Here is a 21,557-nt window from a genome sequence, read left to right on the forward strand (position 1 = left end):
AAAAAATCTAAGACATTCCGCCACCTATCCGCCAAGCTGCCGCAGCTCTGGGCGGAATCTGAGAGTCAGAAATGTCCTACTGGCGGCGACGAAAATTCGCCCAATTCAAATTGACTTTTCCTACCAAAGGATTAACCTCGCAATCTGGCCAGCACAGAGCCACCAATCCTATGTAGTAGTGCCCGGGTAGCGTGTTATCAGCCTTGTAGAAGGACTAACGGTATAGCCGCTCTGGATAAGAAGGAAGCTTGTTGGGTGCAGTCTCCAGAACTTGATGGACTAAAGATCAGCTCTCGCGTCACGCTGCTTGAGCCGGGAATGTACATTTTCCGCTATGCCTCGCAGCCGCCCGCGGACAAACCTGTGTGCATTGCACTGCAGCAAGCACCGCTTGGTAAGGGTTCCATTGATTTCTTCCCGGCTGAAGGCGTCAGCAAGAACATGCTGACCCGGCTTGGTGACACCATAGTTGCCCGCGTTAAAGGCGGTACTACCACCGTCCTGATTACCGAATACCATATGTTCGACGCAGTCATCGACCCCATCGACTTGCGTATCGACCGAATCGACACTTCCACTGCCATCATGCGCAATTTCGCTATCGTTGCGACCGCAGAGCCGAGCGCGGCGATTTCATCGAGCCCGATGCCTGTTGCGCTGAAGCTGGTTGCGCACCTGCAGGGTGAAGGTGACGTGGTGTCTACGGAAGGCTGGGCGGGTGAGCCTGACGGTTCCAGACGCCTTGAAGGTTTTTCCATTTTATGGGGCGAAAAGCCAGCAGGCGTGGATCTGGTCTACACCAGCACAGTGGCCGGTTCAGGCCCTAGCCCCAATGTCGCTACAGGCGCTTTCACCGGCACTCGTGGCAAGTCTTTGCCTCTGGTCTCGGCAGGTTTCAGCCTGGTAGGACCCAATCAGCATTTTTATGAATTGTCTGGCCACCTTGTCTTCCGCGGCGCTGCGCCGCAGGTCATCGTTGCCAACCAGATGATGTACGGCCCCACCGGCAAAGAGCCTTTGGTGGCGTTACACATTTGCATCGCACCCGCTACGAAGATGAACGCTGCCCGCTATAAGTCTCCGTGGGAAAACTCTGCATTGACGCAGAAAATCAGTAGCACAGGCCAGAAGGCTTGAAGTAACAGGAATTTCCCATGCAATACGATGCCCCGGTAACCGCAACCGAGTTCAGCTCGTTCTTGACCGCTACCAGCCTGACCGACAGCACCACTGCCGCAATCAGCACTCTGCTGGCTCTGGACAGCGCTTCCACTGTAAACCTGGCTAGCTGGGATGGCGTGAACCGCCTGGAAGTCCCTACTGGTCAAACCGCTACTACCGACGTTATCACCGGCACCATCGCTGGTGCACGTGGCGACCTGGTTACCCTGAATGTTACTGCTGAAGTAGCTGCTGCCAAGGCAATCATTCTGGACAGCCAGGCTAACCTGAACGTCAATATCACTCCGACCATCGCGACTGATGCTGCTGCCGACGTTTCCTCGCTGGCTCGCGTTGCTGTTTCTGCTGATGCTTCTGCTACCACTCAGTTCCTGCTGACCACTGGTTCGGGCGACGACGTAATCATCGTCAATGGCGATCAGAACAACTACATCGACGCTGGTGCTGGCAACGACACCATCATCACTGGCAACGGTAACAACACTGTTATCGCTGGTGCTGGCAACAACAACATCATCACCGGCAGCGGTAATGACACCATCGTTCTGAGTGGCACCAACCACGCAGACGTCGTCAATGCTGGCGCAGGCTTCGACGTTGTACAGCTGGACGGTTCGGTTGCTGACTACAGCTTCAGCACTGGCAACAACTTCAACGTCAACCTGACCGGTGCACAAACTGCATCGATCACTGGCGCTGAGTTCCTGACTTTCGTCAACACCACTACTAGCGCTGTTGAAACTGTTGTCTTGGCACAAAGCGAAGCTGAAGCTTCTGCTCTGCGTCTGTATGACGGCCTGCTGGGTCGTGACGCAGATCTGGGTGGCGTTCAGAACTTCACTAGCCTGGTCAATGCCGGTACTTCGCTGACCGATATCGCTAACCAGTTCGTAAATTCCGACGAGTTTGTCAACATTTCGACTCTGGCGCCTATCAACACGCTCTACAACGAGCTGCTGGGCCGTACTACTGGCGCGGATAGTGGTGGCCTGCAAACCTGGCAAACACTGTTGGCTAACGGCGGTACGCTCGGTGATGTAGCTGCAGGTATCGCTGGTTCTGCCGAAGCACGGACTCTCGACCAGTCGAACGGTGACTTTGTTCGTGACCTCTACCAGGTCGCTTTGGGCCGTAGCGCTGATCAGGCTGGCCTGGACAACTGGGTGAATAACCTGTTCAACGGTGCAAGCCGTGCAGACGTAGCCAAGGCAATCGTAAACTCTGATGAAGCTGTACTCAAAGCAGATAGCGATTTCATCGACAACCTGTACCTGACCGCCACTGGCCGTGCTTCTGATACTGCTGGCAAGGCAACCTTCACCAACATCCTGGCTAACGGCGGCACCCACGCTGACGTTGCTATCGGTATCGTTGGTTCGGTAGAAGCAATCGCACATAACGACAACGTTATCGTGCTGCACGGCGCGGTGTAACCAGCCCCGTCGTTGTTACAAGTACACCCGACCGCAAGGTCGGGTTGTATGCAAAAAGGGGCGACTTTCGGGTCGCCCCTCTTTTATTTTTAAAGTGAACACGCCAGCTTATGTCCAGACACCTCGACCGTGGGCGAGAAACGCTCATGGATACGTTCCATCGCCATCGCCAGGCCGATGAGCGTGGCCTTGCCGCCATGGCACTCGAGTGTGCGCTGCAAACCCCTGAATACCGTCCGGAAGCACTTGTCTGGAAAGGTATCGAGGCCCTGCCGCAGGACCCAAAGCTTGCCTTTATTTATTTGCTCAACGCCGCCCACGCCTTTCCTTTGCGTGCAGACACTCATGCCTTGCTTGGGCGTAGCATCATTGCCGCGGGCCACTCGTCACTTGCCAACCTCTATCTGACCAGCGCCTGGCAAAAAATGCCTGAGGACCCATCGCTGCGCATGATGCTCTGGCAGGCGCGTAGCCAGTCAGAGGTGCCTGAAGACCTGCGCCGCATCATTCTGGCTCACCTGCCTGACATCACCGCTGCCAACGAGCTGGCTTTCGTGCTCCGCCTGCTGGCCGCGCAAACCGGATTGCCCGGCACAATAGGTGTGGTCCGCTACCTGCCTGACGTGCAGGAAATTCACGGCTGGGCAATCGACCTGAACAACGTGCACACACCTGCCTCGTTGCAACTGGAAGCCAATGGTCAACTGATCAACATGCTCGCCAGCGCGCCGCACCCTTTGCTGACCGCCGCCGGATTGCCTGCCACTCATGGTGGTATTCGCATCAAGGTGCCCAACGCCACGCCGTCAGTGCAGGTGCGCTTCGATAATGGCACCGCGCTGCTGGGCGGCCCCGTCTCGGCGATGCCGACATTCGTGGCACCGCCCGCGGCGTTGAAGGTGGGCGACAAACAGCCGGTGGACGTACTCATTCCTGTCTACGACGGGCTGGCAGAAACCCTTGAGTGCATTAATAGCGCACTTGAGGCACGCAAACTCAATCGCACGCCCCATAGGCTGGTGGTCATCGAAGACGCAACGCCGGTTCCCGCGCTGCGCAAAGCCCTCAAGGTGCTGGCGGGCAAAGGCAAGATTACGCTGGTGCAGAACCCTATCAACCTGGGCTTCATCCGTAGCATGAACCGTGCGATGGCACTGAGCCCGCGGCAGGATGTGGTCTGGCTGAATGCCGATACCCGTGTGCATGGCGATTGGCTGGACCGTCTGCGCAACGTAGCGTACAGCGATGAAGCCATCGCCTCGGTCACACCGTTCACCAATAACGGTGAACTGATGAGCTTTCCAGAAAGCCGTTTCAGCCACCCGATGCCCAGCGCACCAGAACAAGCCCGACTGGATGACTTGGCCCGGCTGACTGACAGCCCGGCCATGGAGATCGAAACCGGCTGTGGCTTTTGCCTGTATCTCAAGCGCGAGGCTCTGAACAGCGTTGGCTATCTGGATGAAGTCGAGCTATTACGCGGTTACGGTGAAGAAACTGACTGGTGCCTGCGTGCACGCGGCCTGGGCTGGCGTCATGTAGGGGCACCCAATGTGTTCGTCGCGCATCAGGGCGGAATTTCATTCGGCGCTGAAAAAGCGCTGCGAGTGGCGCACAACAACGCCATTCTCAAGCGTCGCTATCCGGACGCCTCTTCGCGCTATGACAACTTTTGCCTTCGCGACCCGATCAGGCCAGCGCGCCAGGCCTTGCAGCGCGCGCGCGTTGCGCAACTGGCAGAACAACTGTCGACGCCGCAACTGAAACAACTGCACATCGGTAACCGTATAGCGCCGCAAGCCCCGTTCAGCCTGACTTGGCGTAACAAGGGCCAGCATGCGCAGGCTACCTTGCACGCCAGCGTTTTACCGCTGGCCTTCAGCCTCGATTACCAGTTACCTGCCGACAACCAGCAACTGCTGGAAGACCTGCGCAGCCTGCCGGTGGATGAGCTGATCTATCAAAATCTTGCCAACTGCCCGGTCGAGTTGTACGCATTGGCTGCACAGCTTGAGAAGCCTTACCGAATCATCTGTCGTGACGACGAGCTGCTCAAGCCAGACAGCCACTGCAAGCAGGAAGATTTCGCGCGCAAGGCGCAGAGCATCCAGTTGCCATGGCGAGCCCTGCGCGAGCGTTACGCCGCCGTTCTGCCACAGGCCAATATTCTGATAGGGCCAGAGCCGCAAAAGCTGGCAACAAACGACACTGCGCCGAGCACCCTGCTGATTGCCGACAGCCTTTCAGGTGCCGACATTGCCGAGCAATGGCTGGAACTGGGCAGACGCATCACACGCGAAAAACTGCCGTTGGTGGTGCTGGTTCCGGGTGACAATCCATGGGTTAAACCGCTGCTCGCGACTGGCGCAATTCATGCGTTACCCAACGCGCAAGGCCTGAGCCTGGCCGACTGCGTCCTGATCGCCGGATGTACCGCCGCGCTGAGCCTGGAACAGAACCCCGGCGCATCGTGGCGCGCTGCGGATCTGGCCGCCGAACTGGGTCTGCCGCTGTACGCAGTACCAGGACCGGTCGCTCGGGAAGCCGGAGCATTACCGATCAACACATTACCTATTTCATTGAGTCGGGCATGATGTCAGAACAAATTTTGGGTAAATCCGACCCAACCGGCAAGCCCATCAGCACTGCCTGCTTCAGTGGCACCATTACCGGACTGTATGGCGACGTGCTTCAAGGCTGGGCACTGGACACCCAGCAGCCGGATGAGCGTCTGGCCGTTGAGGTCTACATCGATGGTGCCTGCGTCTCGTTGGTGCGGGCCGACCAGTTTCACCCCAATGCCGGCGCGGGCGATCAATTCCACGGCTTTGGTGTACAACTGCGCCAAAGCTGGCTGGAGGATGCAAAACACATCAGCGCCCGGGTGGCCAATAGCGGTTACTGGCTTGCCGGTGACTTGCATCTGCCCACTACGCCCAGCAAAGAGCATGCACCGATCGCGTCTCAGGTCTGGCACAGCGGTGGTCTGCGGATCGGCGGCTGGTCATGGGACCCGGATGCGCCGCAACGTCATGTGCACATTACCGTCCGCGAAGGCAGCCGGGTACTTGGCAAGGTTGCTTGCGATACCCATCACCAGGCACTGGTTTATCGCGCCACCAGCGACCACGGCTTCAGTTTTGATCTGCCTTGGGAACTGGCCGACGGCAAACTGCATACTCTGGACATCGAAAACGATCTCGGACATACGCTTTCCGGCAGCCCGATAACCCTATGCTGCTGGCACGACGGGCTGGAGGGTTTGCTCAAACAGCATGAACACGCACCCACCGAGCAAAATCTGGCATTACTGACCCAAGTCGCAGCGGATCAGGCACTGCGCCTGCCGAAAAGCGCGGGCTTTCATCATTACCCGCAGTGGTTTGAACGGTTTCAACCCGCAACGCCCGATCCTCAGCCGCAGGGCAGAATCGGCCTGCTGTTGATCAGTCAGGGCGACGCTACGCTGGAAGCTGCCAGTCTCGCCAGCCTGAAAAACCAGCCAACAGCGCCTCATAAGCTGACCAAGGCAGCGCCGAGCGACGTGCTACCTGCGCTTAAGCAATTGCTGGAGGCGGGCTGCACCGCCGTGGTTCCGCTAGTGGCCGGTGATCATCTTGGTCCCTACGCGCTGCAACACCTCGGCGCACTGCTTGCAGATGGCAGCGCCTGGGGTTATGCCGATTGTGACCGGGATGGCCCGCAAGGCGAGCGCAGCCTGCCGTGGATGAAGCCCGTGTGGGATCTCGACCTGTTCATCGGCGCGGATATATTCACACCCGGTGCAATCTTCGGCGCTGCGATCATCGACAAGGCACTGGCCCTGTTACCTGCAACCGACGCCCCACAAACCCTCGATTGGCATCATCTGAGCGCAGCTATCGCCCTTGCCACTGAGACCAGCCAGGCCGTCGTCACGCATTTGCCGCACGTTCTTTACCACCGCAGACAGTTCGCAGCCGCCAGCCCGGAGCAAGCCGAACCGTCTGCGCAACGCCTGCATGCGATTGCCTGGCTGAGCGAAAGCCTCGCAACGGGTGCAAACGTTACGCAAGTACCAAACTTCCCGGCACTGCTGCGCACGCAGTGGCCATTACCGGCCACCCTGCCCCGCGTCAGCTTGATTGTTCCAACCCGAGACCAGTTGGGACTGCTGCGTGCCTGTATCGAAGGGCTACTGACCGCGACCGATTACCCGGAGCTGGAAATCATCGTTGTCGACAACCAGTCCAGCGATCCGCAGACCCTTACTTATCTGGAGCACTTGTCTGAGCGCGGTGTAAGGGTTCTGCCCTACCCTCACCCGTTCAACTACTCAGCGATCAACAACTACGCCGTCACTCATGCCACAGGCGAGCTGATAGGCCTGATCAACAACGACATTGAAATCATCGAAGCAGGCTGGCTCAAGGAAATGGTCAGCCAGCTAGTGCGCCCAAATGTCGGCGCAGTGGGGGCCAAACTGCTGTGGCCCAACCGCATGGTGCAACACGGCGGCGTGGTAGTTGGCGTCAATGGCCTGGCCGCACACACCGGCAACAACCTGGAACAACGCGACCCCGGCTACCTGGGCATGAATCAGATCACCCGCCGCCAAAGCGCCGTGACGGCCGCATGCCTGCTGTTGCGCAAATCGGTCTTCGACGAGCTTGAGGGGCTGGATGAACAGGCTTTCCCGGTGGCGTTCAATGACGTGGATTTGTGCCTGCGTATTCGCCAACAAGGCTTGAACCTCATATGGACGGCCTTCGCAGAACTCATCCATGCCGAATCCGCCAGCCGCGGCAAAGATCAGACTCCAGAAAAGCGCGCCCGCGGGCAACGCGAACAACAAGGCTTTATCGAACGCTGGTCCCAATCTGGCCAAAGCGATCCGTATTATCATCCGGCGCTGAGTCTGGATTATCTGAGTGGGCCTTATGGGGGGTTGGCGATGCCGCCAAGGAGTTACACACCTCGAAATCACAGGGAGAGAGTACATAACCATCATCATCAATACGCTGATGGGACGTTTGCAATCAAGGAAACGCTTTAATGAAAATTGCTGTTGTCGGTACAGGTTACGTGGGCTTATCCAACGCTGTACTTTTGGCTCAGCACAACAGGGTTGTTGCGCTGGATATACTTCCAGAAAAAGTCGAACGCATTAATCAGGGATTGGCTACCATTATCGACCCAGAAATAGAGAACTTTCTCAAAACGAAGGAACTCAATCTTTTGGCCACTACTTCTAAATACGAAGCGTACGACGGTGCCGCGTTCATCGTCATTGCAACGCCCACCGACTATGACTCTGAAACAAACTGCTTCAATACATTATCAGTCGAATCTGTCATTCAAGATATTCTGGACATACAACCCACCGCCACCATTGTCATTCGCTCGACCGTTCCGGTGGGTTTTACGAAAACAATGCGCGAAAGATTCAAGTGCAACAACCTGATCTTCGCTCCTGAGTTTTTGCGGGAGGGACGTGCACTTCATGATAACTTGAACCCTTCCCGCATTGTGGTAGGCGACACCTCGGCTGTCGGCCAGGCATTCGCAAACCTACTGGTGCAAGGCGCATCAAAAGAAAACGTAAACGTATTATTAACAGACTCTACAGAAGCAGAAGCAATAAAACTATTTTCAAACACTTATCTTGCGATGCGTGTTGCGTACTTCAACGAGCTTGATACTTACGCAGAGCATCTCGGGCTAGACGCTCGACAGATCATTGATGGGGTCAGCCTGGACCCACGTATAGGCAACCACTATAACAACCCGTCCTTTGGCTACGGTGGCTATTGCTTGCCTAAAGATACAAAACAGTTGTTAGCCAACTATTCAAACGTACCAAACGATATTATTCGCGCTATCGTGGATTCCAATACGACACGCAAGAACTTTATCGCCGAGTCCATACTCAAGAAAAACCCGACCACCGTCGGAATCTATAGACTCATTATGAAGTCGGGATCTGATAACTACCGTGCTTCTTCGATTCAGGGCATTATGAAACGACTCCAGGCTCAGGGCGTTGAAGTCATTCTGTACGAGCCCGTTTTAAAAGAAGACGTATTTTTTGAAGCGCGTGTCATGAAAAATCTTGAAGAATTTAAAGAAAAAGCTGACTTGGTCGTCGCAAACCGAATAACCAAGGAAATAATGGACGTGCGTGACAAGGTATACACCCGCGATTTGTACGGCGAAGATTAGAACATGGCTTTTTATAGGTGCGTTCGCAGCGAGGACCTGGCGCTTTGGACCGGATGCCATACGTGAACAGCCCTGATAACACTATTAAATTTAAAGGCACAAGGTTGATACAATGAGAAGTTCTTATCAAGCGCTCTACGATTTCGGATACAGTTTTTTATCGCCTGTGCTCAACCATTACGTTCGCCAGCTGGAAAAATACGCGAAGACTCACCGTCCTGTTTGCCTGGCACGGGAAGGCTGGATTTTCTTCAAACTGCTCAATCAATTGGAATCAAAGGGGCTGATCGAGCTCCCTCATAAACCGGTCTATTTAAAAGTTTCCCGAACACTGCTCTTTAGAAGCTATCTAGGGGACCAGGATACGTGGGACGTGGCCTTGCAAAGCAAATTCAAAGGTTCTGTTCTAGACCTGCTGAAAAATCGCTTTGGGTTACAGTTGCATGAAGCATTCGGCTTGCTTCCACCGATGCTTTTGGATTTCAACCTGACATTACCTGATGACAAAGCTAAAGTAATTCAATGGCTGATACCGCATAAAACCAGACTTCAAGAGTATGTCTCCCCTACTCGCACCGCCCTGAAACACTACTTTAAACAAGAGCAACTATTGGACGATGGCCCTACCGCGATCATGCTTGATCTGGGTTACGCGGGGACTATTCAAAAGCTGATTACGAAAATCATAGATCGAGATACCCTGGGGCTTTACTTCATTGCCAGTAAAGCAGGGGATACTGTGATCTCGAAAAAAACCGCTCGAATGAAGGGCGTCTTTAAGGAGAACGTGGACTGGTCACAGGGCTACCTGATGCTGGAAAGATCTCTTCTACTGGAAAGCTTGATGACGGCACCTCATGGACAGGTGGTTGATATCAGGTTACGTACGGACAATCAGCTCGATTTTTTCTATGGCCGTGCTGCAGCACCTCAACGTTACTATCAAGACCTTGAAACCGTTATGCAAGGTGCTATTGATGGAGTGGAGGAATCCTTTCGTAACGGTATCGAATATAGCGTGGAGGAAGTAGAAGCTATTTATGCAGGCTTCGCTCTTTCACCCAGCGCCATACCCAGTGCAGCATTCCATCTTTTTAGTATTGATGATGATTTCTCAGGAAATGGGGTTATCAACCCTACACAATTGTTCGGATTGTGAACGCCGTCCCCATGACCAAGAACTCAGTTGAAGAGAAGCGACCATGAACACAAATCAAACCACTGAAAACAAAAAACTACAAGCCATTATCCAGCTCATTGAAAACAGTGGATCATTTGACAAAAAATATTATACTTATCAGCTCAAAAAAGCAGGAAAGAAAACAAAAAACCCTGTCGAGCACTATCTTCTGGAAGGGTGTAAAATTGGCTTGGAGCCGCACCCTTGCTTTGTAACAGACTTTTATTTTGAACATAACAAAGATGTTCAGGAGGTCAATGCGCACCCTTTCATACACTTTGTAATGTACGGATATAAAGAAAACAGACTTACACGTGAAGGCTTTTCTCTTAGTCGCTACAGAGAGCAGCACCCTGAAATCGAAAAAACGGGTGCTAACCCGTTTAAACACTTTACAAAAAAATATGGCCAGCATCAGCCGGTTCCAAACCTTGTAGAGGCACCGCAACAAATCAAGTTACCCCAACTGAGTGCCACTGATATTAAAAGCCTCTCTGAACAAGCTGTTCAGCTAGGTCTGTTTGACAGCCAGTGGTATAGCGAACGTTACGGAAAGCAGTTCGATAGCAGCGAAAATGCTTTTGCAGACTACCTGGAAAAGTCTCGTTTTTCCCCAGTAAACCCATCAAATTATTTCGATACCGAGACCTACCATCGCATGAACACCGACGTGTACCATGCGCAAATCAGTCCTTTATATCACTATCTTATTTCGGGTCGGCAAGAAGGTAGGACTTACCACGCCAACGTAAAAAAGTGGCAACCCAATAACGTTCTTGACGTTCAGACGACGTTAAAGCCTGAAGCCGCTCGCCTCAACGTAGCGATCTGTCTGCACATTTTCTATGAAGACTACATAGAGAAGTTCTCACACGCACTGGCAAATTTTCCAATAGCAGTTGATGTGTTCATTACACTCGCCGACCCGAATCACAAGAAAAAAACGATAGCTACTTTCGGCCAGCACCCTCGTGTAAAAAACCTGAAAGTGAGCTGCGTTCCTAACCGAGGAAGAAACTTCGGCCCCTTGTTGGTTGAGTTCTCAAAGGATTTGATGGCCTACGACCTTTTTTGCCATCTACACTCCAAAAAATCCTTGTACTCCGGAAGAGAGCAGACCCAATGGGCTGATTACCTGACCGAGTATTTGTTACGTGACGCTAATATTATCACTCGCTTGCTGAATGCTTTTGTCGACCATAAAGATCTCGGTCTGTATTATCCAACGACGTTCTGGATGATGCCGTCCTGGGTAAATCATGTAACCATGAATAAAGCCTTTATGAATGCCTGGCATAACGAATGGCAAATAGACCCCTGTGAAGGATTTCTGAGTTATCCCGCAGGAGGAATGTTTTGGGCTCGCCCAGAGGCGCTCAAAGAAATGCTGGAGAAAGAATATACTTACGATTTTTTCCCGCAGGAGCCCCTGCCAAATGATGGATCCATGCTTCACGCATTAGAGCGCGTCATTGGGCTGCTTGCAGAAAAAAATGGTTATAAGCAATTCTTCTACTACCCCACCTCGGGCCAGCTCACACTCGACCAGAGCTACACGACTCATAGTTACTGTCAGCGCCTGGAAGATGTTCGAAATCAGCTGAGAAATTTCTCGACGATCAGCTTCGATGTTTTTGACACCTTGGTACGCAGGCAATATACAGTTGCTGATTACGCTAAACTGCTGCTTGGTCAGGAGCTTGAAACAAAAGGTGTCGTGGTTTCAGCACAAGGATTTGTGGACCTGCGCAACGAAGCGGAGTACGAATTACGTAAGCGCGCAAACTTTCAAGGGGATGTTCGCTTAAGCGATATTTACTTAGAAATCGGCTTAAAATTGAAAATCGCCGAAAGTGAAGCGCAACGCATGATGCAACGCGAATTCGAAATAGACCTCGGCATGATTCTTGCGAAAGATGAAATGGTTGATCTGTTCAATGAACTGGGCAGCCATGGACATGTGCTCTGGGTAATCTCCGATACGTACTACAGCAGAGAGCAAGTGGGACTGATGCTTCGCAAAGCCGGGGTGACAGGCGCCTACCGTCTGCTAGTCTCTAGCGAGGAGCAAAAGCGCAAAGATAACGGAACGATGTGGCATATGGTAAAAAATGACCTTGAGCACCATGGCGCAACTCCCCATATCCACATTGGAGACAACGTCGTAGCCGATTGCCAGATACCCGGCGACTTTGGTTTGACCACCCTGCACATTCTGCACCCCAGCGACAAGTGGCAAGCGTTGGGCTTTCCGAAAATCAGAGAAAGCTCGCCCACACTCAACGAATACGAAATTAAAAAGTGGGGAAGGCTTGTCAGTACCGTCGGTCGTTTGCCATTTATATGAAATCCCTATGCTTGACACATTTAAATATTAATTAAAAATTTAAAGCCTGGAAGCGAGGACACTATAATGCAACCCAAAATAAAATTGGCTGCCATTGCAAAAAATGAAGGCGCTTACATCCCGCAATGGGTTTTCCATCATCTGAAGGTCGGTTTTGATCAAATAGAAATATGGATAAATGGAACCACTGATAACTCTGTAAAAATTATAGAAGAGATCGGCGCCCACCACCCAGGCAAGCTGGTTGTTCGTAACGCTGACGCCTTGCTGGAAGAATGCAAAATTCGCAGCGTCAATTTTCAAATTGAAACGTACGCAAAAGTTTTTGAAGAAACCAGGGCATCGGGTGAGTTTACCCATATTTTTTTCCTGGACCTTGATGAGTACTGGATTTCACTTGACCCCAGCATATCCATAAAAGAGTTTATTACTCGACAAAAGAGCTTTGACACCGTTTCTTTTCAGTGGCTTATCGACATACCAAACTATGAAAGAGACATCTTCACTCCAATACTCGCCGCCGAGAATATTTTACAGAAAGACCGGCACGTTAAAACGTTGATTGCTTTTTCCGAGAAGAAAACAAAAATCCTGATTCACAACAGCATTGTGGACGACGGTATCACTCTCTTGGGAAATGGTGATGAGCTCATTGAGACGCATCCGGAGCAGGAACACAAGCAGAAGGTGTCCAATGAGTACTTTAATGAGACCAAAAGAAATATAGATCAATTTTTCATCCTGCATCTGGTGTACAGATCACAAGCAGAATACGTCGCCTCGCTCATGCGTGGTCGAGTACACGTCAATGACAACAACGTATTCAAGCTCAATCGCTTTGGCTACTCTCCCTATGAAAACGATGACCAGCTTTTAATTCGCTTTTCCGAGTCTCATATTCAAGAGTACAACAAGGAGTACGAGGACTTCCTAAGCGCCAACAATCTACGATCCCTGCTCAAGGAAGCGCAGCGCTTTGTTTATGAAAAGTGCAACAGGGTCCTCGACTTGCTGGATCAAGACCCCTCATTATTGGAAATCCATGATCAGCAGCTGAGAGGCGTGCAGCTTCAAAAACTCGAGGACACTCGGCTGAAGTCTGAGTCCCCTCATTACCACATTGATGTCATAAAGCTTTTTACCGATGTTTTGGATATCCGCGGATGGGTTCATGACCCACTTTCCAGTGCCCGGATCAAGTTAGAGGTAACGACCCATCCTTCCAACACCGTTCATATCGAAGCCATAGAGCGTCCGGATGTATTGAACGTCCATCCGGACGCACATCTGGACTGCGGGTTCAGGATTTCCATAAAGCTGGATAGCTCAGAACTCAGCGCACTTGATCTTGCTACTCTCCCCTTCAGGATTGTAGCTGGAAGTCGCCATTTAAAATTCGAGTTAAGAACAGATAAGACTATCACCGTGGTTCATCCCGAATGATCCGCATTTTCATATAAACGCTGACCTGGGACCCCATTCAAGAATAGGGTCCCGGTTTTCATCGTAGTAATAATTGTCTATCCCCGAGACCCTCAATGATCCTAGTCACAGGCGGAGCCGGCTTCATCGGTTCAAATTTCGTTCTGCAGTGGTGCGCTCGCAATGACGAGCCGGTGTTGAACCTGGATGCGCTGACGTACGCTGGCAACCTGGCCAACCTGCAGTCGCTGGAAGGCAATGAGCAGCATCGTTTTGTACACGGCAACATCGGTGACGCCGAGCTGTTGACCCGGCTGTTCGCCGAACATCGCCCGCGGGCTGTGGTGCATTTTGCGGCGGAGTCGCATGTGGACCGCTCGATCACCGGCCCGGAAGCGTTTGTTGAAACCAACGTGATGGGCACGTTCAGATTGCTTGAGGCAGCCCGCGCCTACTGGAATGGCCTGGAAGCAACCGACAAGGCTGCGTTTCGCTTCCTGCATGTGTCTACAGACGAAGTGTATGGCACGCTGGGCGCGAATGATCCGGCGTTCACCGAAACCACGCCGTATATGCCAAACAGCCCCTACTCGGCCAGCAAGGCTGCCAGTGATCACCTGGTACGTTCCTATCACCACACCTACGGCATGCCGGTACTGACCACCAACTGCTCGAACAACTACGGGCCGTTCCACTTTCCGGAAAAGCTGATTCCGTTGATGATCGTCAATGCATTGGCTGGCAAGGCGCTCCCAGTCTATGGTGATGGTCAGCAGATTCGTGACTGGTTGTATGTCGAAGATCACTGCTCCGGCATACGTCGCGTTCTGGAAGCGGGTGCGCTGGGTGAGACGTACAATATCGGCGGCTGGAACGAGAAGGCCAATATCGATATCGTTCATACCCTCTGTGCGCTGCTTGATGAACTGGCCCCCGCAGCTGCGCGTCAGGTCATCAATCAGAAAACAGGCGAGCTGGTCAGCAACTACGCTGAGCTGATTACCTACGTGACCGATCGCCCGGGACATGACCGCCGCTATGCGATTGATGCACGCAAGCTCGAGCGCGAGCTGGGCTGGAAACCTGCGGAGACGTTTGATACAGGTATTCGCAAGACCGTAGAGTGGTACTTGACCAATCAAAAATGGGTGAGCGGTGTGATGGATGGCAGTTATCGTGACTGGATCGTGCAACAGTATGAGGCTTCCAACGCATGAAGATTTTGCTGCTGGGCAAGAACGGACAGGTTGGTTGGGAGTTGCAGCGTTCTCTGGCAGCGCTGGGTGAGGTGATTGCGCTGGATCGTCAGGGCGCTGATGGCCTGTGTGGGGACCTTGCCGACCTTGAGGGTCTGACCGCCACGATTCGTAAGCTGGCCCCCGACGTTATCGTCAACGCAGCAGCTTATACCGCTGTGGACAAGGCTGAAAGCGAGCCGGATGTGGCCGTGCTGATCAATGGCGAGGCACCCGGCGTGCTGGCTCGGGAAGCCGCAGCGCTGGGCGCCTGGCTGATTCACTATTCTACCGACTACGTGTTTGATGGCAGCGGCGATAGCCAATGGCAGGAAAACGCACCTACCGGCCCACTGTCGGTCTACGGCCGCAGCAAGCTGATGGGCGAGCAGGCTATTCAGGCCAGTGGTGCCAAGGCGCTGGTTCTGCGCACCAGTTGGGTGTATGCGGCGAAAGGCAACAATTTTGCCAAGACCATGCTGCGCCTGGCGAGCGAACGCGACTCGCTGAACGTGGTGGCGGATCAATACGGCGCGCCGACCGGTGCCGAGCTTATAGCCGACGTGACAGCGCACATTCTGCACAGGGTGTCGGGTGACCAGGACTCGGCTACGCTGGCCGGCGTTTATCACCTGGCCGCAGCCGGTGAAACGTCATGGCATGGCTTTGCCCGGTTCGTTCTGGAACATGCCGAGCGCAACGGGGTGCAGCTTAACGTCTCGCCCGACAAGATCGGCGCGATTCCTACAGAAGCATATCCTCTGCCTGCACCGCGTCCGCACAATTCCCGGCTGGCTTTAGGTAAACTCGAAACCACTTTTCAACTGAAGATGCCGCCCTGGCAACAAGGCGCACAACGCATGCTGGATGAAATTCAGCGCTAAGGACTCTCATGGCTCGTAAAGGAATCATTCTGGCTGGCGGCTCGGGTACCCGTTTGCACCCGGCCACGCTTTCTGTCTCCAAGCAGTTGTTGCCGGTATACGACAAGCCGATGATCTACTACCCGCTGTGCACGCTGTTGCTGGCCGGTATCCGCGATATTCTGATCATCTCGACACCTCAGGACACGCCGCGCTTTACCCAGTTGCTGGGCGATGGCAGCCAGTGGGGCCTGAACCTGTCCTATGCCGTGCAGCCAAGCCCGGACGGCCTGGCTCAAGCGTTCACCATCGGTGCGGACTTCATTGGCAACGATGCGTCGGCATTGGTATTGGGCGACAACATTTTCTACGGCCATGACTTCCAGTCGCTGCTGCTCAACGCCAGTAACCGTGAGTCGGGAGCCTCGGTGTTCGCTTATCACGTACAGGACCCCGAACGTTATGGCGTGGCCGAGTTCGACGACAGCGGTCGAGTGCTGTCACTGGAAGAAAAGCCCAAGGTTGCCAAATCGAACTATGCCGTCACCGGCCTGTATTTCTACGACAATCAGGTGGTGGATCTGGCTCGTCAGTTGAAGCCTTCTCCACGCGGCGAGCTAGAGATTACCGATCTCAACATGCTGTATCTGGAGCAGAAGCAGCTGCACGTTGAGATAATGGGCCGCGGCTATGCCTGGCTGGACACTGGCACGCATGACAGCCTGCTGGAAGCCGGTCAGTACATCGCCACCCTGGAAAAACGCCAGGGCCTGAAAGTCGCCTGTCCTGAGGAGATCTGCTACCGCGCAGGATGGATTGACGGCGCGCAGCTTGAAAAGCTCGCGCAGCCGTTGATCAAGAATGGCTACGGGCAGTATTTGAAGAACGTGCTGAAAGAAAAGATTTTCTGATTGATCGAGTCGAAAAGATCGCGAGGCCGTTATTGACGGCATCGCGCTCTTCCAGCGCTAAACGGTTGCCCGTTGAATGCTCCATGCTTTGAAGCGACGGCGTAACCACTGCTGCACGGGCGCTTCGAAGAATCTGTGACTGGCGAAGCTTAGCGGAATCAACACCGCCATGAACAACAGCAGCATCCACGCGTTGTAAAATATCTCGCGACTGTAGCCCAAAGCATCGAACGCCATTGCAAACAGGATCTGCAGTGGGAAGTGCAACAGGTAGGATGAATAGCTGACATCTCCGATGGCTCCGAACCGCCTCATTAGCGTCGGCTGCAAATAGGACAGCGAAGCTATAAACATTACCGATGCAGGGAAAGCGACGCCCATGAGCAGGTAGATGTTCAGGCCAGGCGATAGCCAGACGATGCTCCATCCGGCCAGCATTGTTATCAACGCCATAATGCAGCTCACTTCACGGCCTACAAGCCTGCTCAGCCTAGCAAAAATCAAGTACGCCAGCCCGCCACTGAAGAACGAAAAAACGCCGGCAGACAGTTTGTGATACTCAGGGTAGGTGAACCAGGATATGAAAATCAAAAGCGGAACGAGGAGATAGCGAGCCTTGCCCATGAGGCATACAATAAAAAACAGGCCATACAAAAATATTTCAACCGATACCGACCACACGGGACCGTTGAAAGACCAACCTCTCTCCATCCCCCACGCCGGGATCATCAAGACATTAAGAAATGCATGATAAAAATCGTTGTACTGATAGATGAAATAGACAGCGTTGTGTTGAAAATAGACGAACTGAAGTAAAGCGACCGCTGCAAAGCTGATGATATGCAGTGGGTATAATCGACTGAACCTGTTTATAAAGAAGCGAGACGCGTTTATTTTGCGTGATGCAATCTCATTAAAAAAAAGATAGAAAAATACGAACCCAGATATACAGAAGAAAAGCTCGACTGCCAAGGCGCCGTACTTATACAGGATAGTCAGGTGCTCAAAAAAGGGTTGTCGAGCCACGTTGAAAAGAGCGGGTTGGTCCCCCACATAGAAAAAGTGCTGCCAATGCCAGAACACTACTGACAATGCCGCGATACCACGAAGCACATCCAACGTGTAAATGCGTTCTGACCGGCCAATCTGTTCGCTCATGGCATCCTTTTTTCAAGCTGCGCTCTGTCAACTCAATGAGTGAGCATTCCAAACGTCTGGCGGGTTGTTAAGTGCCCGCCAGTCCATAGACATTAATCGACCTTGCGAATTTCAAGCTGATCCAGGCCAAGGCCAAGGGTGCGATCATCCTGACTCATACCGAGTTGCTTGGGTGACGTAGGCAAGGGCACCTTGATGGTCAATACGTCCGCACTATCAACATTGACAATATCCAGTGTGTAGGAGGCGTTGTCTCCAGTCAGTTTTACGGGATAGCTACGGTGGCCTACCAAAACCTCAAATGGCTTATCGACATTTGGACCGAATGCCTTGGCCGTCAGTACGAGTTGGAACTTCTCTGGTAAAGGTTTAGCGAACCTGAAGACAATGTCACTGCGATCCGACCAGGCTCCCCAGCTTTCGGCGTGAGAAAGCCCAGTGACCTTTATCACCGTATCAGGCAATGAGGAATGCCTGAAGTTAATATTCAATGGGTAAAGACTGGTTATTTTTTTCGCCAGGAAGAAACCATTAAGCCTCATCACCTCAAATTCATCTTTTGCGAATTCGATATCTCCGATGGCCAAAACCCATTTTTTATCAGCTGGGGTCTGAGCCGCGGTGTAAGGAACACTTTCGACAAAAGAAAGATCGCGTGAAGCCCCCAAGTCGTCGATATAGACCAGAGACCTTAGTGTTGCTGCAACGCTATTGCCAACCACCACAAGGCTGGACAGCTCGTTCGCAGGCACATAGCTCTTTGCAAAGAGCCCTGCTTTGTCGTACGCGTCTATCACCATTCGCTGTCTGACTTCTGCATTGCTGTGGAGGGCAGTAATCCCCACCGAAAGCGGCAGGTAAAAGAGAAGGAATACGATAGTTCCAGAGCTTGCCGACAAGCACCACAACGCAACCGCGACTGCCGAGAAAGCGGCCAGCGCAATGAACCATTTCACATTTAGCGTATAACCGCGCAACTCCGGACTGTCGACGTAGCTCGGGGTAAATGGATGCATCAGTGTCATCGCGGCATAGCCGATCATGGCCAACACAAGAATCGCGGTAATAAATCGACAGTACTTTAAAGAGGCGGTGTGCACGGCATTGATTTGAGTAGCAGCAGCAATGAACAGCAGCGGCAGCATGAAATCGTAGTAACGCATGTGCAGTCTGAACGCGGTCTCGACCACGTTAGTGCCTGCCACCGATGCTGAAAACAAACCAACGACTACAATAAGATTGAGCAACAACACAAGGGTACAAAAAACAATTTTGTCTTCTGGCGAAATGCCCTTTTTCGTCAACGCTTTTATCGAACCAAATATGATGATTGCCACAGAGGTGCCAAACATCATGAAGGTGGCTAATAGATGCCCCTCAATAATACGTGGTGCCGCCGAAAAAATATCGAGGTATCGCTGTAGCGAAGAAGCGCTTGACTCGAACGTCGAGGTATAAAAATTGCCAAAAAGCGTTAACCCCGACGTACCAGCAATGATGAAACTCACGGCAAATTTAGTCGCCAGCATCACGACCACAAATACAGCACTGTTCTTGAGCCCCGCTATTAGCCACGTGCTCATACTTTTATAGGCAAAGAACACTATGCACAGGCAAAACGCCGGAATCATAAACATCGCGTGTGGTTTGACAAGCGATGAACAGCCCATGATGAAGCCAAACAGTGCCCACTCCTTCGTCGAGGATTGGGCATTCAGGCTCATAAAGTAACAAATCCCGACCCAGAAGGATAAGAAAAACAACGGCTCAGGCATGAAGTAAGCCGTGTAGCTATTCACAGGGCCCAGCATACTGAGAAACACAATCAACACGGACAATTGACTGCCACAAAAACGTCGAGCGGTCATGTATATAAACGGTGCAGCGGCCACAAAGAACACAGTATTGAAAAGCTTCGAACACTCCAAAAAGCCACTGCCGCACAGGTTGGTGGACTTATAAATGGCGAGATAAAGATAATCCGGAATATAGGCGGCAGACAAAGGCATCAATCTGGCCATTGAACTGTACGTGTACTCATCGCCCAAGACGCCTGGGTACAGCCCAATGGACCGTACCAAGAGTACGATCAGGGCCAGGACCATAATGCCCGCAACCGCTGCAGGCGCACCTAGCTTTATTCCGTTTTTAAATTGCATGCCGCTTCCCACTCTACAAATATAATGCCACGTTTCATACGCAAGACAGCTATGACTTGACGGCCAGTACGATGCCAAACATGATGAACAGGACACCTACGAAATACTGGACCTGAAAGCGCTCGCCCAAGATGAAATGGCTACCGATGGGCACTAATACAAATGCCATTGCCATCAAGGGGTAGGCTTTACCAAGCTCTATTTTCTGAAGCACCCATACCCATGCGATCGTCGTTAGCCCATAAAGGGCAAAGGCAGAACCCAGTATCATGATGGTTTTCATGTCAAAAAAAGTGCCTGCTTTCTGCAAGGAAATGGCACTTAGTTTAAACATTATCTGTCCCGCAGCGATCCCCAATACACACAAGACAGCGATGGCATATACCATTACACAGCCCCTGCTTTGGATTTTACTTTGGTTTTGACCAGGTGAAAGGGCCTTCTGGGCACAGAGGCGATATCCTGCCCCAAAAATGCCAATATCAGCTGAATACCCAGGATAATCGGCAGTGCTGAAAGCATGACTGTACCGGCCGAGTTGGGAATGCCAGTATAAATTGAACTGATCCAGTGAGAAATACCGAACACGCTGCCGGAAAGCAGCAGCGTCAGGCCCACGGGTAATTCAATGGAAGCAAGCGACATATCCCTCAGGTAATAGTTGTAGAAGATTCGCTTACCAAAATTCCTGACGTGCTTGACAAAAAACTCACCCACGACCTTGGATACTTTCAGGTTACTGACTTCATCACCATATTTGGCATGCATGGGAATGTCTACGACAACGGCACGCAAGGTGTTGAGCCGAAAAAGAATGTCTGTTTCAAAAAAATAGCGACGGCTTATCTTGTCCAAAGGCAGGTGTTTCGCTACATCTCGATGAATCGCTGTGTAACCGTTGGTCGGATCAAACAAGTCCCAATAACCCGAAGAAAATTTCGTCATAAAGGAAAGTACGGCGTTTCCAAACAGACGAATGCGCGGCATTGCACGGATCTCTTCAAGATCAAAAAAACGATTGCCTTTTGTATAATCCGCTTCGCCGGCAAGAATCGGATTAATGAAGTTCATGATCAATGCAGGGTCCATCTGACCGTCGCCATCGATCTTTACAATCACGTCCATATTTTCTTCGATCGCGGCTTTATAGCCGGTCATAACTGCACCACCAACGCCCTGATTCTCAGGGTTACGCAGAACAACCACGCGTGGGTCGGTACAGTGTTGCTCGACATACGCGCCAGAATTATCCGGGCAGCAGTCGTCAACGACATAAATTCTGTCAACTTCTGGTCCGATATCCGCAATCACACCCAAGATGTGCGCAACCACTTTATAAGAAGGGATCAAGACTGCGATCTTGCTCCGCCCCTCGATATCGACGGTAGAGGTCACGTCTGGCTTGATCTGGTGTTGCTGGCCGATTGTCATATATGAAATTACCTGTTGGTCCAAATCTTCTGATA

Annotated in this window: 15 protein-coding genes; 11 read left to right on the plus strand and 4 right to left on the minus strand. The window is 52.3% G+C overall.

Annotated elements, in window-relative coordinates; genetic code table 11:
- The first annotated feature begins 318 nt into the window (after nt 1-318).
- From RYB66_RS02235 to rfbA, 11 genes are all read left to right on the plus strand, one after another.
- Nucleotides 319-1,137: a hypothetical protein gene (locus RYB66_RS02235; protein ID WP_019741939.1), complete on the plus strand. Its 819-nt coding sequence runs from the start codon at nt 319-321 to the stop codon at nt 1,135-1,137.
- 17 nt (nt 1,138-1,154) lie between these two features.
- Nucleotides 1,155-2,615, plus strand: coding sequence for a DUF4214 domain-containing protein (locus tag RYB66_RS02240; RefSeq protein WP_219170992.1), 1,461 nt, complete (start codon nt 1,155-1,157; stop codon nt 2,613-2,615).
- A 146-nt stretch (nt 2,616-2,761) separates the two neighbouring features.
- On the plus strand, nt 2,762-5,209 hold the full coding sequence (locus tag RYB66_RS02245; RefSeq protein ID WP_316893638.1) for a glycosyltransferase family 2 protein: 2,448 nt from the start codon (nt 2,762-2,764) through the stop codon (nt 5,207-5,209).
- A complete protein-coding gene (locus RYB66_RS02250) occupies nt 5,209-7,650 on the plus strand; it encodes a glycosyltransferase family 2 protein (RefSeq protein ID WP_316893721.1) in 2,442 nt (813 codons plus the stop codon). Before RYB66_RS02245 ends, RYB66_RS02250 begins: the two co-directional genes overlap by 1 nt.
- Complete coding sequence (locus tag RYB66_RS02255) at nt 7,650-8,816, plus strand: nucleotide sugar dehydrogenase (protein ID WP_219170990.1); 1,167 nt, start codon at nt 7,650-7,652, stop codon at nt 8,814-8,816. The genes RYB66_RS02250 and RYB66_RS02255 overlap by 1 nt, the downstream gene beginning before the upstream one ends.
- Before the next feature lie 112 nt (nt 8,817-8,928).
- Complete coding sequence (locus tag RYB66_RS02260; RefSeq protein ID WP_057401266.1) at nt 8,929-9,975, plus strand: hypothetical protein; 1,047 nt, start codon at nt 8,929-8,931, stop codon at nt 9,973-9,975.
- Between the two features lie 43 nt (nt 9,976-10,018).
- Entirely contained in the window at nt 10,019-12,343 is a 2,325-nt protein-coding gene (locus RYB66_RS02265; RefSeq protein WP_057401267.1) for a rhamnan synthesis F family protein, read from the plus strand.
- Nucleotides 12,344-12,409: 66 nt separating this feature from the next.
- Nucleotides 12,410-13,786 carry a glycosyltransferase family 2 protein gene (locus RYB66_RS02270; RefSeq protein WP_219170988.1) on the plus strand — a complete coding sequence of 459 codons (1,377 nt, stop codon included), beginning with the start codon at nt 12,410-12,412 and terminating at the stop codon, nt 13,784-13,786.
- 95 nt (nt 13,787-13,881) lie between these two features.
- The gene (rfbB, locus tag RYB66_RS02275) at nt 13,882-14,982 is read left to right on the plus strand and encodes a dTDP-glucose 4,6-dehydratase (RefSeq protein ID WP_219170987.1); all 1,101 of its coding nucleotides are present in this window, start codon (nt 13,882-13,884) and stop codon (nt 14,980-14,982) included.
- Entirely contained in the window at nt 14,979-15,884 is a 906-nt protein-coding gene (gene rfbD, locus RYB66_RS02280; RefSeq protein ID WP_316893642.1) for a dTDP-4-dehydrorhamnose reductase, read from the plus strand. Before rfbB ends, rfbD begins: the two co-directional genes overlap by 4 nt.
- 8 nt (nt 15,885-15,892) lie before the next feature.
- Nucleotides 15,893-16,774: a glucose-1-phosphate thymidylyltransferase RfbA gene (gene rfbA, locus RYB66_RS02285; RefSeq protein ID WP_219170985.1), complete on the plus strand. Its 882-nt coding sequence runs from the start codon at nt 15,893-15,895 to the stop codon at nt 16,772-16,774.
- A gap of 57 nt (nt 16,775-16,831) precedes the next feature.
- Here rfbA and RYB66_RS02290 read toward each other — a convergent pair whose 3' ends face one another.
- The 4 genes from RYB66_RS02290 to RYB66_RS02305 all read right to left on the minus strand — a co-directional run bounded on the left by RYB66_RS02290 (nt 16,832) and on the right by RYB66_RS02305 (nt 21,522).
- Nucleotides 16,832-17,932 (minus strand): acyltransferase family protein, encoded by a 1,101-nt coding sequence (locus RYB66_RS02290; protein ID WP_122390804.1) that lies wholly within the window; start codon nt 17,930-17,932, stop codon nt 16,832-16,834.
- Between the two features lie 92 nt (nt 17,933-18,024).
- Complete coding sequence (locus tag RYB66_RS02295) at nt 18,025-20,091, minus strand: ArnT family glycosyltransferase (RefSeq protein WP_316893646.1); 2,067 nt, start codon at nt 20,089-20,091, stop codon at nt 18,025-18,027.
- Nucleotides 20,092-20,140: 49 nt separating this feature from the next.
- The gene (locus RYB66_RS02300; RefSeq protein WP_004660880.1) at nt 20,141-20,479 is read right to left on the minus strand and encodes a hypothetical protein; all 339 of its coding nucleotides are present in this window, start codon (nt 20,477-20,479) and stop codon (nt 20,141-20,143) included.
- Entirely contained in the window at nt 20,479-21,522 is a 1,044-nt protein-coding gene (locus RYB66_RS02305; RefSeq protein WP_316893649.1) for a glycosyltransferase family 2 protein, read from the minus strand. Before RYB66_RS02305 ends, RYB66_RS02300 begins: the two co-directional genes overlap by 1 nt.
- Nucleotides 21,523-21,557 lie beyond the last annotated feature (35 nt).

It is taken from the genome of Pseudomonas syringae group sp. 243L2, assembly GCF_032587875.1.
GTDB classification, from domain to species: domain Bacteria; phylum Pseudomonadota; class Gammaproteobacteria; order Pseudomonadales; family Pseudomonadaceae; genus Aquipseudomonas; species Aquipseudomonas amygdali.